Origin of the sequence: Saccharomonospora sp. NPDC046836 (genome assembly GCF_040645195.1) — a bacterium.
GTDB lineage: Bacteria > Actinomycetota > Actinomycetes > Mycobacteriales > Pseudonocardiaceae > Prauserella_A.
Window position 1 is genome coordinate 100,454 of the sequence record NZ_JBEYXW010000014.1, and the last position, 12,529, is coordinate 112,982.

Annotated in this window: 16 protein-coding genes; 9 read left to right on the forward strand and 7 right to left on the reverse strand. The window is 68.6% G+C overall.

Going from position 1 to position 12,529, the window contains the following annotated elements; translation table 11 throughout:
* The first annotated feature begins 149 nt into the window (after positions 1 to 149).
* Genes ABZ863_RS17815 through ABZ863_RS17830 form a run of 4 tightly spaced genes read left to right on the forward strand, consistent with a single transcriptional unit; the run spans position 150 to position 3,854 of the window.
* Positions 150 to 968 (forward strand): mycofactocin-coupled SDR family oxidoreductase, encoded by an 819-nt coding sequence (locus tag ABZ863_RS17815; RefSeq protein WP_358536621.1) that lies wholly within the window; start codon positions 150 to 152, stop codon positions 966 to 968.
* On the forward strand, positions 965 to 2,374 hold the full coding sequence (locus ABZ863_RS17820; RefSeq protein ID WP_358536623.1) for an aldehyde dehydrogenase family protein: 1,410 nt from the start codon (positions 965 to 967) through the stop codon (positions 2,372 to 2,374). The genes ABZ863_RS17815 and ABZ863_RS17820 overlap by 4 nt, the downstream gene beginning before the upstream one ends.
* Positions 2,375 to 2,391: 17 nt before the next feature.
* Positions 2,392 to 3,657: a cytochrome P450 gene (locus ABZ863_RS17825; RefSeq protein ID WP_358536626.1), complete on the forward strand. Its 1,266-nt coding sequence runs from the start codon at positions 2,392 to 2,394 to the stop codon at positions 3,655 to 3,657.
* Positions 3,654 to 3,854 carry a ferredoxin gene (locus ABZ863_RS17830; RefSeq protein ID WP_358536628.1) on the forward strand — a complete coding sequence of 67 codons (201 nt, stop codon included), beginning with the start codon at positions 3,654 to 3,656 and terminating at the stop codon, positions 3,852 to 3,854. The genes ABZ863_RS17825 and ABZ863_RS17830 overlap by 4 nt, the downstream gene beginning before the upstream one ends.
* On the opposite strand, the gene ABZ863_RS17835 is transcribed toward ABZ863_RS17830, so the two are convergent.
* Positions 3,831 to 4,280, reverse strand: a complete 450-nt coding sequence (locus ABZ863_RS17835) for a helix-turn-helix domain-containing protein (RefSeq protein WP_358536630.1) — start codon at positions 4,278 to 4,280, stop codon at positions 3,831 to 3,833. The genes ABZ863_RS17830 and ABZ863_RS17835 overlap by 24 nt on opposite strands.
* A 75-nt stretch (positions 4,281 to 4,355) precedes the next feature.
* Here ABZ863_RS17835 and ABZ863_RS17840 point away from each other — a divergent pair, with 75 nt between their 5' ends.
* Entirely contained in the window at positions 4,356 to 5,186 is an 831-nt protein-coding gene (locus ABZ863_RS17840) for an SDR family NAD(P)-dependent oxidoreductase (protein ID WP_358536633.1), read from the forward strand.
* A 21-nt stretch (positions 5,187 to 5,207) separates the two neighbouring features.
* On the opposite strand, the gene ABZ863_RS17845 is transcribed toward ABZ863_RS17840, so the two are convergent.
* Complete coding sequence (locus ABZ863_RS17845; RefSeq protein WP_358536784.1) at positions 5,208 to 5,573, reverse strand: DoxX family protein; 366 nt, start codon at positions 5,571 to 5,573, stop codon at positions 5,208 to 5,210.
* Positions 5,573 to 5,869, reverse strand: coding sequence for a hypothetical protein (locus ABZ863_RS17850; protein WP_358536635.1), 297 nt, complete (start codon positions 5,867 to 5,869; stop codon positions 5,573 to 5,575). Before ABZ863_RS17850 ends, ABZ863_RS17845 begins: the two co-directional genes overlap by 1 nt.
* Before the next feature lie 87 nt (positions 5,870 to 5,956).
* Here ABZ863_RS17850 and ABZ863_RS17855 point away from each other — a divergent pair, with 87 nt between their 5' ends.
* The 4 genes from ABZ863_RS17855 (at position 5,957) to ABZ863_RS17870 (ending at position 9,231) form a co-directional block, all read left to right on the forward strand.
* The gene (locus ABZ863_RS17855; protein WP_358536636.1) at positions 5,957 to 6,805 is read left to right on the forward strand and encodes a sigma-70 family RNA polymerase sigma factor; all 849 of its coding nucleotides are present in this window, start codon (positions 5,957 to 5,959) and stop codon (positions 6,803 to 6,805) included.
* Positions 6,806 to 6,897: 92 nt separating this feature from the next.
* Complete coding sequence (locus ABZ863_RS17860) at positions 6,898 to 7,284, forward strand: carboxymuconolactone decarboxylase family protein (RefSeq protein WP_358536639.1); 387 nt, start codon at positions 6,898 to 6,900, stop codon at positions 7,282 to 7,284.
* The gene (locus tag ABZ863_RS17865; RefSeq protein WP_358536787.1) at positions 7,209 to 8,150 is read left to right on the forward strand and encodes an NAD(P)-dependent oxidoreductase; all 942 of its coding nucleotides are present in this window, start codon (positions 7,209 to 7,211) and stop codon (positions 8,148 to 8,150) included. The genes ABZ863_RS17860 and ABZ863_RS17865 overlap by 76 nt, the downstream gene beginning before the upstream one ends.
* A gap of 31 nt (positions 8,151 to 8,181) precedes the next feature.
* On the forward strand, positions 8,182 to 9,231 hold the full coding sequence (locus tag ABZ863_RS17870; RefSeq protein ID WP_358536641.1) for a ferredoxin--NADP reductase: 1,050 nt from the start codon (positions 8,182 to 8,184) through the stop codon (positions 9,229 to 9,231).
* 33 nt (positions 9,232 to 9,264) lie between these two features.
* Here ABZ863_RS17870 and fabG read toward each other — a convergent pair whose 3' ends face one another.
* From fabG to ABZ863_RS17890, 4 genes are read right to left on the reverse strand one after another with little or no spacing between them, the layout of a single operon-like run.
* Positions 9,265 to 10,020 (reverse strand): 3-oxoacyl-ACP reductase FabG, encoded by a 756-nt coding sequence (gene fabG / locus ABZ863_RS17875; protein ID WP_358536644.1) that lies wholly within the window; start codon positions 10,018 to 10,020, stop codon positions 9,265 to 9,267.
* On the reverse strand, positions 10,017 to 10,853 hold the full coding sequence (locus tag ABZ863_RS17880) for a TauD/TfdA family dioxygenase (protein ID WP_358536646.1): 837 nt from the start codon (positions 10,851 to 10,853) through the stop codon (positions 10,017 to 10,019). Before ABZ863_RS17880 ends, fabG begins: the two co-directional genes overlap by 4 nt.
* A 15-nt stretch (positions 10,854 to 10,868) precedes the next feature.
* Entirely contained in the window at positions 10,869 to 11,201 is a 333-nt protein-coding gene (locus tag ABZ863_RS17885) for a hypothetical protein (protein WP_358536649.1), read from the reverse strand.
* Positions 11,198 to 12,502, reverse strand: a complete 1,305-nt coding sequence (locus tag ABZ863_RS17890; RefSeq protein WP_358536651.1) for an SRPBCC family protein — start codon at positions 12,500 to 12,502, stop codon at positions 11,198 to 11,200. The genes ABZ863_RS17885 and ABZ863_RS17890 overlap by 4 nt, the downstream gene beginning before the upstream one ends.
* Positions 12,503 to 12,529 lie beyond the last annotated feature (27 nt).

A 12,529-nucleotide genomic window follows, 5' to 3' on the forward strand; every position in this document is an offset into this window, starting at 1 on the left:
GCTGTTGACCGGCGCTGCCTATTCTGGGCGAATGTGATCGTCCGCGAGGGACGATCAGTCGTGGCGCGTGCCGGAGATTTGGGTTTTCCCCTGCGTGACTTCCGAGGGGCTGGAGCCGTGCCCAAGCACTCAACGAGGAGGCGCCGATCATGGGGCAACTGGACGGCAGGGTCGCGTTCATCACGGGGGCGGGTCGTGGTCAGGGGCGGTCACACGCCGCGTTGCTCGCCGAGCACGGCGCCGACGTGATCGCCGTGGACATCTGCGCGGACATCCCGACCGTTCCCTACCCGCTGGCCACCACGGACGACCTCGCCGAGACCGCACGCCTCGTCGAGGAGACGGGGCGGCGATGCGTGACCGCCGTCGCCGACGTCCGAGACATCGTCGCGCTGCAGAAGGCGCTGGATCACGGCATCGCCGAGCTCGGGGGCGTCGACATCGTGCTGGCGAACGCGGGCGTGCTGCACAGTAACCCGAACGAGCAGACGCTGGAGCAGGCGGCCGCCAACTGGGGCGACGCGATCGGCGTGATGCTCACCGGCGTGTTCAACACGATCAAGGTGGCGCAGCGTCCGCTCATCGAACAGGAGCGCGGCGGTTCGATCGTGCTCACCGGCTCCACCGCGGGGTTGAAGGGAATGACCGACGGATCCGGCGGGATGTCCGGGTACAACGCCGCGAAGCACGGCCTCGTCGGCCTCGCCAAGGGCTGGGCAAGACTGCTCGGCCAGCACCGGGTGCGCGTGAACGTCGTGCATCCGACGGCGGTGGACACGTACATGATCAACAATCCGCACTCGCCCATGGTCGACACCAGCCGGTTCCAGCAGATCCAGCGTGTGCTGCCGATCGATCGCCTGCAGCCGTCCGACGTCAGTGCCGCGATCCTGTGGCTGGTCTCCGACGCGGCGTTCGCCGTCACAGGGGTGGCGCTGCCGTTCGACGCAGGCATGACACTCACATGAGCGCTGCCACCCTCCGGGTCACCAACCCCGCTGATCTGTCCACAGTGGCCGAAGTGCCCACCGCGGAGTTCGCCGACTTCGAGCGCGCAGTGCAGGCCGCGCGCCGGGCGTTCGACGGCGAGTGGTCGAGGACGTCGGCCGCCGAACGGGCCGAGCTGGTTCTGCGTTTCCTCGACGTGCTGGAGAAGCGGCAGGAGTCCCTTGTGGACACTGTCGTTGCGGAGACGGGCGCATTGCTGTCCATGGCGCGCAGAGTGCAGGTGGCCGGTGCCATCCAGCACGCGCGCACGGCGGTCCGCATCCACGCCGCGTTGCCGGAGGAGGAACACAACCCCATCCCGCTCGCGGACCTCGTCGCGGGTGACCGGGTCGTCACGAGCGTCCTGACCTGGGAGCCGCTCGGCGTGGTGAGCGCCATCCCGTCCTACAACGTGCCGCTGTTCATCACGTTGTGGAAGATCGTGCCCGCGCTGCTGACGGGCAACACCGTTGTGCTGCGGCCCAGCCCGCTCGCGCCGCTCACGGTGCTCGCGGCAGGCGCCGCCGCCGAGGAGGCAGGGTTCCCGCCGGGCGTGCTGAACGTGCTCGTCGAGGACGGCACGGCCGGGGCGCAGCTGATGACGAGTGCGTCGCAGGTGGACGCGGTGTCGTTCACGGGGTCCACGGCTGTCGGGTCCGCAATCATGGCGCAGGCCGCGCCCACACTCAAGCGCGTCATGCTCGAGCTGGGCGGCAAGTCGGCAGGGCTGTACCTGCCCGGCGCGGTCGACCGTGCCGCTGACGGGATCGTCACCGTCATGCGGGCGATGGCAGGCCAGGGCTGTGTGCTGCAGACCAGGGTCCTCGTACCGGAGTCACACAAGGAGCAGGTGCTCGCCGAGGCCGCGGACCGTGTGGGGGCCCTGCGCATCGGCGACCCGCGGGACCCGGCGACGGATGTCGGCCCCGTCATCAGCGCGGCCCAGGTCGAGCGGTGCGCCGAACACGTCGCAGCCGCGCGGCGGCACGGCGGGCGTGTGGTCGTCGGCGGCAGGGCACGGCCCGACCTCGGCGGTCACTTCTTCGAACCGACGGTCGTGGACCTGGACGACACGGCCAACCGTCTTGCCCAGGAGGAGACCTTCGGGCCGGTGGTGTCGGTGATCGGCTACCGCGATGTCGACCATGCCGTGGCGCTGGCGAACGACACGGTGTACGGGCTGTCCGGTGCGGTTTACGGGCCGGCGGGGGAGGCGCTCGCGGTGGCGCGGCGCATCCGCGCCGGCACTGTGCTGGTCAACGGCGGGTACTTCGGCCCGTACGCCTCGTCAGGCGGCTGGCGGCACAGCGGCGAGTGGCGTGAGCGCGGACGCGAGGGCATCCGCGCCTACCAGCAGGTCAAACACGTCACGGCGGTGAGCTCGTGACAGACGGGAGAACTCCCATGCTCGAGGAGATCACACAGCTGGACACGGCGATGATCAGAACCCTTTTCGACACCGGAGGCGAGTTCCGCCGGGCCCGCTCCGGAGGTGACTACGCCGACGACTTCCACGCCGATCTGGCACGAGCGCGTGAGACCGGACCGGTCCACGCGGGCACCGTCGAGGAGGTTCTAGGGGTGCCCGTCCACGTGCACTGGCCGGAACCGGTCTTCTCGGTGTTCAGCTACGCCACCGTGAACGTGGTCTTCCGCGACACCGAGACGTTCAACTCGGACACCATGCTCGGCACATTCGACACCTTCGGCCGGAACATCCTCGCGATGAGCGGGGACGAGCACGCCCGCTACAGGTCCGCCGCGGCGCCGGCCTTCGCACGCAGCATGACCCAGTGGTGGATCGACCGCTGGATCGCCGGCATCACCGACACGCTGCTGGCTCGTATCGAGCGACGGGGGCAGGCTGACCTGAACCTCGAGTTCTGTGCGTTGCTGCCGCTGCTGACGATCACAGGCAGCTTCGGGGTGCCCATGGACGACGCGTTGCGGCTGCGCGAGCTCATCGAGGACATGATCTCCGGGACGTTGTCGAGGGAGCAACGGCTCGCCGCGTCGGCAGGCGTCGGCGAGATCATGCTCCCCGTGATCGCCGAGCGCCGGGCGAAGCCTGGCGACGACCTGATCACCAAGCTGGTCCAGGCCACGATGCGAGGCTCGGACGGCCGAGCCCGTGGGCTCACCGACGAGGACGTCCTCGCCTACGCACGCCTGCTGCTGACCGCGGGCTCGGGCACCACCTGGCGGCAGCTGGGCATCACGCTGTGGGCGCTGTTGAACCACCCGGACCAGCTCGAAGCGGTACGCCGCGACCGGAAGCTGGTGCGGCTGGCCGTCGAGGAGTCCCTGCGCTGGGAGGTCACCGACCCGACGTTCTTCCGCAGGGTGCTCGCGGACACCACGCTCGGCGGCGTCGACATCCCGGCCGGGGCCCGCGTCTCCCTGTGCCTGTCCGCGGCCAACCACGATCCGAAGCGCTGGCCGGACCCGGATCGTTTCGACATCTTCCGCAAGCTGCGCCCGCACCTGTCGTTCGCCGGAGGCCCGCACGTGTGTCTCGGCATGCACGTCGCGAGGGCGGAGATGTCGGTGGCCCTCAACGCGATCCTCGACCGGCTGCCGAATCTGCGCTGGGACCCCGAGGCGAGCAGACCGGTCCTCATGGGACTACACATGCGGGGCCCCAACGAGCTCCCGGTGGTGTTCGGATGACCGACCGGCCGCGGGTGAACGTCACGCCGGAGACCTGCGCGGGCACCGGGGTGTGCTCGTTCTACGCGAGCAGTACCTTCGCGCTCGACGATGCGGGCAAGGTGAGCGTGATCGCGGAGGACGGCGACCCGGCCGAGGACGTCCGCAACGCCGCGGACGCCTGCCCGACGCGGTCAATCCACCTCGGTATCGCCTAGATCCGTTGGCACCGGTTGTGGTCGGCCGACATGGCGGGAGCGGGCTTCGTTGATTTCCGCCTGGTGCAGCACCGCCCAGTCCGCCAGTGCTGACAGCGGTTGGAGCAGAGTGCGCCCCAGCGGGGTCAGGCTGTACTCGACGCTGGGCGGCACGGTCGGGTGCACCTCGCGCCGCACCAGCCCGTCGGTTTCCAGGCCGCGCAGCGTGCGGGTCAGCATGCGCTGACTGATGCCGTCAATGGCACGGTGCAACTCGTTGTACCGGTGCGGCCGCCCTCCGAGCAGGACCACCAGCAGCATGCTCCACTTGTCGCCCACACGCCGGAACGCATCACCGGCCGGGCACGCGGCGAGCTCCTCGGGCGGCACCGGGCGAGGCAGCTCGTGGGCGAGTACCGAGGGAACACCGGTGTTCGTACCGGACATGAAACTGCCTTCTTTCGGTCTGCGACTGGGCGGCTCACGATGGATCAGTCGATACCGAGCCTATGGAGGACACCCGTGCCGAGCCAACCACCGAAGACCGTCGTCATCAGCGGCGGCACCGACGGTATGGGCCGCGCGACCGCCCTGGAACGGCTTGCGAGGGGTGACCACGTCACCGTGATCGGCAGCAACGAAGCCAAGGGACGTGCTCTGCTCGAGCAGGCGACGCATCCGAACCTGCGGTTCCTGCAGGCGGACCTGTCCTCGATCGCTGAGACCGAGCGGGTGATCGCTCGCATCGGCGAGGAACACGACACCGTCGATGCCCTGGCGCTGTTCGCCAACCGGGTGAGCCCGAAGCGCAAGGAGACTGCGGACGGCCTGGAGTCCACCTTCGCCCTGTACTACCTGAGCCGCTATCTGCTCAGCTACCGACTGCGCCCGCTGCTCGATGCCAGTCCCGAGCCAGTGATCATCAACGTCGCTGGTGTCGGAAACACCGCGGGCCGGATCTACTGGGACGATCCCCAGTTGACGCGCCGCTACGGTCAGGTGCGTGCCCAGCTCCAGGCCGGCCGGGCGAACGACCTGCTGGGCGTCATGTTCGCCAACCAGGCCGAGAGCAAGGCGCGCTACGTTCTCTATCACCCCGGATTCACCCGCAGCGGCGTCGACGGCCACCCGAATCCACTGATCCGGGGATCACTCACACTGCTCGCGAAATTCTTCGCCCGCCCGGTGGCCGACGCGGTCGAACCGATCGTCCAGTGGATCGATCGACCACCGACGGACCCGCTGTCCGCGATCGACCGGGGCAAGCCGGTCGAGACGTCCCTGAAGACCCTCGACCCCGACGCTGCCGCCCGCCTGGCCGACTACACCGAGAAGCTGCTGCGCAGCCGCTGAACTCCAACGAAGGCCGGTCCTTCAGGTCGCGCTCCAGGCGAAGTGCGCGAAGGCGGCGACCGCGAGAACCAGGAACAGCGCGGGAAACGCGATGTTGTGCAACACCCTGGCGCGGACGTGGACCGTGACGGCGCCGACGAAGAACACGACGAGCCCTGTCGCAGCCGCCAGCCCGATGGAGTGCAGTCCGAACAGACCGAGCACCAGCCCTGACACGCCGGCACCCTCGAGCACCGCGAGAACAGGGATCCACCGTGCGGCCAGTCCCACCTCGGCCGAGTTCTCCAGCACGAACCGGGCTTTGAACGCCTTGGCAGCCACCTCGAATCCGTTGGCGAGGATGCAGACGATGGTGGCGACGAGCAGCCCGCCCTCGACCACGGCCATCATCCGGCGTACCGCCCGAGTACGTCGAGGGTCTGCGGCGGCACCGGGACGCCCGCCCAGCCGGCGATCCTGGCTCGGAACTCGCCGGCCGCCTCGATGCCGAGGAGGGGGTTGGGGGCGTCGTCGGGCAGCTGGAGGGTCAGCAGGAACTCAGGGCTGTCGCCGACTCGCGCAGCGGTGTACTCCAGCCCGGCCGGGGCCGCCTCCTTGACTGCGGTGAACAGTTGGTCGATCGCCTCCTCGACTTCTGGAACGTGCTCGGGACTGGTGCTGAATCGAACGATCTGTACGCTCATGGTTACCTCCTGCGTGCGCGTGTTCGCCGGGTTCTGGTTCCTCCTGACCGTCCTGACGTTCCGCGGGCATGAAAGGTGACCCACGACGTGGATCTGGTTGAGGAGTTCGAGGCTGCCCGGCCGCGACTGTTGTCGCTGGCTCACCGCATCGTAGGTTCGTTCCACGACGCCGAGGACGCGGTCCAGGCCGCATGGCTGCGTGCGCAGTCGGCGGACACGGCCCAGCTAAAGAACCCGGACGGCTGGTTCACCACGGTGACCGCACGCTTGTGTCTCGACCAGCTGCGGACACGTCATCGGCGGGGTGAGGTTGCGCTCACGGCCGATCAACTCTCGAGCGCGCAACTCGCGACCGACGAAGAGTTCCTGCGGCGCGAGGACGTCTCCAGGGCGCTCCTGGTGCTGTTGGCTGAGCTCTCACCGGCGCAGCGGGTGGCCTACGTACTGCACGATCTGTTCGCGCTGCCCTTCGCCGACGTCGCGACCGTGCTGGAGACGACGCCGGCCTCGGCCAAGAAGCTGGCGAGTCGTGCCAGGGGCCGGCTCCGTGCCACCGACCCGGCGGACGCCAGGGAGTCGGCGCACCATGCCGAGATCGTCGAAGCGTTCCTCGATGCCTCGCGCGGCGGCGACATGCGGCGGCTCGTCACTCTCCTGGCGCCCGACGTGGTGCGCACGGCCGATGCCCGGCTGTTGCCGCCCGGCGCAGCGACCGAGGTCGTCGGCGCAGCGGCTGTCGCGGAGGAAACCCGGAGCTTCCTGGACCGTATCCGCGTCACCGTCCCGGTTCTCGTCGGCGGCATCCCGGGAGCGATCATCGCTCCCGGCGGGCACCCGTACGCGGCAATAGGCTTGCGGATCAGCGACGGCCTGATCGTGTCCATCGAGATCACCCCCTACGAGCCAGGTGTCCTGAGCGTTCTCGCGTCCGCGTGACCTCCGCCCCCTGGCGGACGCCGGAATTCTCGTTATAGATTGGCGAGAGTGACGTTCTCAACGACATTTCGCTGCGCTGAGCGGGGAGGACCATGGAAGAGAACGAGCAGCTGCGTGCCGCCCGGGCCATGCGGCGGGCTGTGCTCGGTGACGCCTACGTCGATGGGGCCACCGCTGACCCCGACCCCGTGGCCGCCGAGTTCCAGGACTACATCACGTCGATGGCGTGGGGTGTCTGGGTCCGCGGCGGCGCGCTGAGCACACGCGACCGGAGCCTGCTGGTGCTGGCGATGACCGCGGCGCTGGGGCGGATGGACGAGTTCCGCGTACACGCCGGCAGTACGCCGCGGACCGGCGTGACCGACGACGAGATCGACGAGGTGCTGTTCCAGATCACCGCCTACTGCGGCGTACCGGCCGGAGTCGCCGCGCGGCGCGCGGTCAAGGCCGTGCGGGCACAGCGGGGGAGGGACGTGTGACGGCGCTGACCACCGGTTTCATCGGCCTCGGCAACATGGGCGGCGCGTTGGCGGAGAACCTCGTGCGGGCCGGGCACGCCGTCGTGGCCCACGATGCGCTCGGGCCGGATCGTGCGCCCGCGGGCAGCTCCTACGCGGCCACCGTCGCCGAGGTCGCCCAGCGCGCCGACGTGGTCGTGCTCAGCCTGCCCGACGGCACGGTGTCCGAGCAGGTGTCGTGCGAGATCCTCGCCGCAGACGAGCTGAGGACGCGGTGCGTGGTCGATGCCTCGACGATCGGCGTGCCCGCCGCGAGGACCATCGCCGCGCTGCTCGCCGAGGGCGGGGTCGGCTATGTCGACGCCCCGGTGTCGGGCGGCCCGGCCGGGGCCAGGGCCCGCACGCTCACCGTGATGTACGCCGGGGCCGACGACGCGTGCGCGGGCGTCGAACCGGTGCTCGCGGGGCTCAGCGACCGCACGCGACGCGTTGGCGACCGGCCGGGGATGGCGCAGGCACTGAAGCTGGCCAACAACTTCCTCTCGGCGACCGCGCTCGCCGCCACCAGTGAGGCGATCGCGTTCGGACAGTCCGTCGGGCTGGACATGGCCACGATGTTGGAGGTGCTCGACACCTCCAGCGGTCGGAGCTCGGCGACGAACGACAAGTTCCCCCACCACGTGCTGACCGGTCGCTACGCTTCCGGTTTCACCAACTCGCTGATGGCCAAGGACGTGCAGCTCTACCTGAGCACCGTCGCCGGGCAGTGCGGGACGTCCGCGATCGGTGAGGTCACGGGTGCGGTGTGGCAGCGGTTCGCGCAGGCCGAGCCCGGCGCGGACTTCACCCGCATCTATCCCTTTGTCGCCGAAACACGACGAGAATGACGCTCTCATAAATCGTGATAGCATATTCTTCATGCTTGACCACGATGAGATCCGGCGGGAGCACGGCTACCACGCCCTCCGGGTCAAGCGGATCGTCCAGGAGACCGGTGACACCCGGTCGTTCGTGCTGGACGTTCCGCCCGCCCTCGCGGAGACGTTCCACTACCGGCCGGGACAGTTCTGCACCTTCCGCATTCGGGTGGACGGCGCGGAGCTGTTCCGGTCCTATTCGATGTCGAGCGCGCCGGAGACCGACGCCGACCTGACCGTGACCGTGAAGCGGGTTCCGTCCGGCGCCGGGTCCAACTGGTTCAACGACCACGTGGCCGAGGGTGACGTCCTGGAGGTCGCGAAACCGACCGGGGTCTTCTGCCTGCGCGACGGTGGCCACCCGGTGGTGGCGTTCTGCGGTGGCAGCGGCGTGACCCCGGCACTGTCCATTGTGAAGAGTGCGCTGGCCACCACGCAGCGACCGGTGCGGGTGCTCTATGCCAACCGCGACCGCCGGTCGGTGATCTTCGACGACGAGCTACGCCGGCTGCGAGAGCGTCATCCGGGCCGCCTCGACGTGCGCCACCACTACGATTCCGAGGCCGGTTTCCCTGACGCGCACACCATCACCGACGTCGCGGCGGAGTGCCTCGACGCCGACTTCTACATCTGCGGGCCCACTCCGTTCATGGACCTGGTCGAGGGTTCACTTCTGCGGCTCGGCGTCGACCCCGATCGCCTCCTCGTTGAACGCTTCGGCGAGGCCGCACAGCAGGACCACCAACGGGAATCCGACGCCGCTGAGCTGCCCGAGGCGGTCACGCTGATCCTCAACGGCAAGAAGCAGACCGTGCCCTACCAGCCGGGAGACACGGTGCTGGAGACGGCGCGCCGCGGTGGGATGCAGCCGCCGTTCTCCTGCGAGGCGGGAAACTGCGCCACCTGCATGGGCCTCGTGCGCGCCGGGTCCGCAACCATGCGTGCCAACAACGCACTCACCCCGGAGGAAGTCGAGCAGGGATGGATCCTGACCTGCCAGGCCCTGCCCCAAGGCCCCGGCACCGTCACCGTCGAATACGAGGCTTTCTAGCAGCAGCGAGAGCCGCTTTTCACCACGCTGAAACTACGTGTTGCGGCCGCCGTTGACGCCGATGACCTGGCCGGTGATGTAGCCGGCGTCGTCGGAGACGAGGAATGCGCACGCGGCCGCGATGTCCTCCGGCCGTCCCGGACGCCGCACCGGCGTGCGTTCCGCGTGCTGATCGACGCTCCCGCCGAGCAGCCCGCGCTCCTCCGACATGCGTAGCATTGGTGTGTCGACGAAACCCGGCGGAATCGTGTTGACCGTGATGCCTGCCGGGCCGAACTCCAGCGCCAGCGCCTTCGTGAGACCGACCAGGCCCGCCTTCGACGCCACGTAGTGTGTCATGTACTGCTGGCCGCCCTGGGCGCTCGACGACGAGATGTTCACGATCCGGCCCCAGCCCGCCTCGATCATGTCGGGCACCACCGCCTGGCAGAGGTAGAAGGGACCGCTCAGGTTGATCGCCAGCATCCGGTCCCACAGCTCGTCGCTGATGTTCAGGAACCGTTTGTACCCGGTGATTCCCGCGTTGTTGACGAGCACGAGCGCTGGGCCCAGGGTCTTACGGACGCGCGTGACGGCATCGTTCACCTGGTCCCGATCGGACACGTCCACGCCTCCGAGAGCCACGGCCTCGTAGCCCTTCCCGCGGGCCTGTTCGGCCACCTGCTCGGCCGCGTCGCCGTTGAGGTCGAGAACGGCGGTGGCGAAACCGTTCTCGGCCAGGCGAAGCGAGATCGCGCGGCCGATACCGGATCCGCCACCGGTGACGAGCGCCGTACGCCGCGTGCTCACGCCACCGCCTCCTCGCCCGCCAGCGACGTCCGGTGCATCAGCCGCGCGGACGTCTCGCTGTAGGGCAGCGCCCGGTGCAGCATGATGGTGTTGTCCCAGATGACGAGGTCGCCGGGACGCCACTTGTGCCGCACCACGAACTGCGGTTGTGTCGACCAGTCCAACAGCTGGTCCAGCAGTGCCCGGCCTTCCTCGGGTGACCGGCCGGTGACCTCGCCCGCGGTCGCGCCGATCATCAGGGATTTGCGGCCGTCCTGATGGGTCCAGATCACTGGATGCTCCCGGGCAGGGTTGCGGTCCCAGGCCGCGCGTTCCTTCGGTGAGGGGTTGGGGTAGACGAGTAGCTGCGAGGCCGTGAAGCTGTGCACGACGCGCACATTCTCCAGTTCCGCCTTCGCCTTGTCCGATAGCGCTTCGTAGGCGGCGTAGGTATTGGCGAACTCGGTGTCGCCGCCTCCGTTGTCGGAGACCTGCTTCGCGGTGAGCAACGTGGCCTTGTCCGGCACCTCGCTGCTGGTGCCGTCGATGTGCCAGAAGAACGTGGCTTCGCGGTAGGCGGCGAGCTTGCTCTTCGCCGGGTCGCGGGTGATCTGCTGGATCTCCGGGTGGGCCTTGTCGGCGCCGTTGGGGATCGGCACGACGTCGCCGAGCAGGCGGCTGAACGCGACCAGCTGGTTGTCGTTGACGTTGGCCTCGCGGTAGATCACGACACCTCGCCGGGCGAGCGTACGGAGGCATTCGGCGGCGACGCGGCGGTCGACGAGCCGGCTGCCGGACAGGCCGGTGACCTCGACCCCGGTGGTGGGTGTCAGTTCGGTGACAGTGACGGTCATCGTCGGCGGTCCCTTCTACACGGCCGGCTCGACGACCGTGTCGAAGAACGCGGCGCCGGAGTCGGGGATCCGTGGTTGCTTGAACACGTTCACGGGGTACGAAACCATGATCAGTGAGTACAGGAGGTGCAGGAGCCGGGTGGCGTCCTCGGGCAGGTCGTTCAGGTCCAGCCCGTTGAGGTAGGCGATCGCCTCCTCGGCCCGAGGGGCGAGGGCGTCGTAGAACGTGCCCAGCTCGTCGATCGTCTTCGACAGCCGCATGTCGTACCGTTCCTGGCGGGTGGGCAGCGCCCACTCCTCCACATAGGACTCCAGCTCGCGGAACTGCTCGGGCAGGGTCGAGGTCATCGTTGCTCCTGCGTGGGGTCGGCGTTCTGGTGGGCGGCCACCGTGTCACCGACGACCTTGTGGAAGTTCCGGATGAGCAGTTCCTGATCGGACAGCTGGAACTGCCGGGTCGCGCGGGTGGCCACCGCCGAATGCGTTGCCTCGACGGTGTTGGAGTCCTGCATGGCGAACTCGATGGTGCTGTCGACGACCAGCTCCTGGGCCAGCCGTTCCTGGGCGTTGGACGGCGGCGGGAAGTAGATGTCGACCTCGTAGAGGTGCGAGTCGACCGCTTCCGGCCAGTACTGGTAGGTGATGTAGTAGTTGCGGGCCCAGAGCTGCACGGACAGGTTCGGGAACGCCCAGAGCTGGTCGTTGCCCCAGGAGGCGATCCGCCCCTTGTTCAGTGCGTCGGGCATCGGCCCGAGGTCGGGGACATCGTCCGGGCCGAAGAGCCCGGCGCGGAACAGACGGTAGATCCATTTCTGGTCGCGCACCGCGGGACCGGCTCTCCCGGCTTCCCGGGGCGGCAGGAGCGGCGGACCGGGCACCGACGTCAGCATGTGCGGAACGAAGATGTCGTAGTGGTAGGAGTCCACCGGCGGGACGAGCTTTTCCGCTTTGGACACGTCGGGGTCGATGAAGCGGCCGTGCACGTACGGCGGGTGGTACCACTCGAGCAGAGCGTCGATCGAGATCTTCCAGTTGCCCTTGATGCGCGTTCGGAAACCCCAGCGCTGCGTCATCTTGTCGAACGGGTAGGTCTCCAGTTCCAGGAAGCGGTCGCCGAGGAAGCTCCGCAGTGGTTCGGCGTCCTCGGCGAAGTTCACGAAGATGAACCCGGCCCACACGTCGCAGTGCAGCTGCGGCATGCGGAGCGTGCTCATGTCCAGGTCGAAGAACTGGTCGGAGTTGGTGACGTGCTTGACCTTGCCGTCGAGCCCGTAGCGCCAGCCGTGGTACTTGCAGGAGAACTCACGGCAGAAGCCCTTGGTCTCCTGTGCCGGATGTTCCTGCCACACCACCTTGTTGCCGCGATGCGCGCACACGTTGTGCAGCGCGGCAATGCTGTCGTCGGCCTGCCGGACCACGACGATCGAGCCCAGCCCCGGCAGGTCCCTGGTGAAGTAGGCGCCCGTCCTCGGCAGCTGCTCCACCCGGCCGACCTTGAGCCACGACCGCCGGAACACGGCTTCGCGCTCGGCGTCGAAGAACTCCTGCGAGATGGAGTCCTCATAGCTCACCGGGCCGGTGCCGAGCTCGGGATAGCGGGGAGTGAACTTACCCTTCCCGGTCGCCAGTCGCTCCTGTATGCCCGTCATGGTCGTCGCCCTTCCATCCCGCACTCG

Bases quoted from the DNA above. Each gene is read 5' to 3' on its own strand.
- ABZ863_RS17815 (WP_358536621.1), top strand. From the start codon at position 150: ATGGGGCAACTGGACGGCAGGGTCGCGTTCATCACGGGGGCGGGTCGT.
- ABZ863_RS17820 (WP_358536623.1), top strand. From the start codon at position 965: ATGAGCGCTGCCACCCTCCGGGTCACCAACCCCGCTGATCTGTCCACA.
- ABZ863_RS17825 (WP_358536626.1), top strand. From the start codon at position 2,392: ATGCTCGAGGAGATCACACAGCTGGACACGGCGATGATCAGAACCCTT.
- ABZ863_RS17830 (WP_358536628.1), top strand. From the start codon at position 3,654: ATGACCGACCGGCCGCGGGTGAACGTCACGCCGGAGACCTGCGCGGGC.
- ABZ863_RS17835 (WP_358536630.1), bottom strand. From the start codon at position 4,280: ATGTCCGGTACGAACACCGGTGTTCCCTCGGTACTCGCCCACGAGCTG.
- ABZ863_RS17845 (WP_358536784.1), bottom strand. From the start codon at position 5,573: ATGGCCGTGGTCGAGGGCGGGCTGCTCGTCGCCACCATCGTCTGCATC.
- ABZ863_RS17850 (WP_358536635.1), bottom strand. From the start codon at position 5,869: ATGAGCGTACAGATCGTTCGATTCAGCACCAGTCCCGAGCACGTTCCA.
- ABZ863_RS17860 (WP_358536639.1), top strand. From the start codon at position 6,898: ATGGAAGAGAACGAGCAGCTGCGTGCCGCCCGGGCCATGCGGCGGGCT.
- ABZ863_RS17870 (WP_358536641.1), top strand. From the start codon at position 8,182: ATGCTTGACCACGATGAGATCCGGCGGGAGCACGGCTACCACGCCCTC.
- ABZ863_RS17880 (WP_358536646.1), bottom strand. From the start codon at position 10,853: ATGACCGTCACTGTCACCGAACTGACACCCACCACCGGGGTCGAGGTC.
- ABZ863_RS17885 (WP_358536649.1), bottom strand. From the start codon at position 11,201: ATGACCTCGACCCTGCCCGAGCAGTTCCGCGAGCTGGAGTCCTATGTG.
- ABZ863_RS17890 (WP_358536651.1), bottom strand. From the start codon at position 12,502: ATGACGGGCATACAGGAGCGACTGGCGACCGGGAAGGGTAAGTTCACT.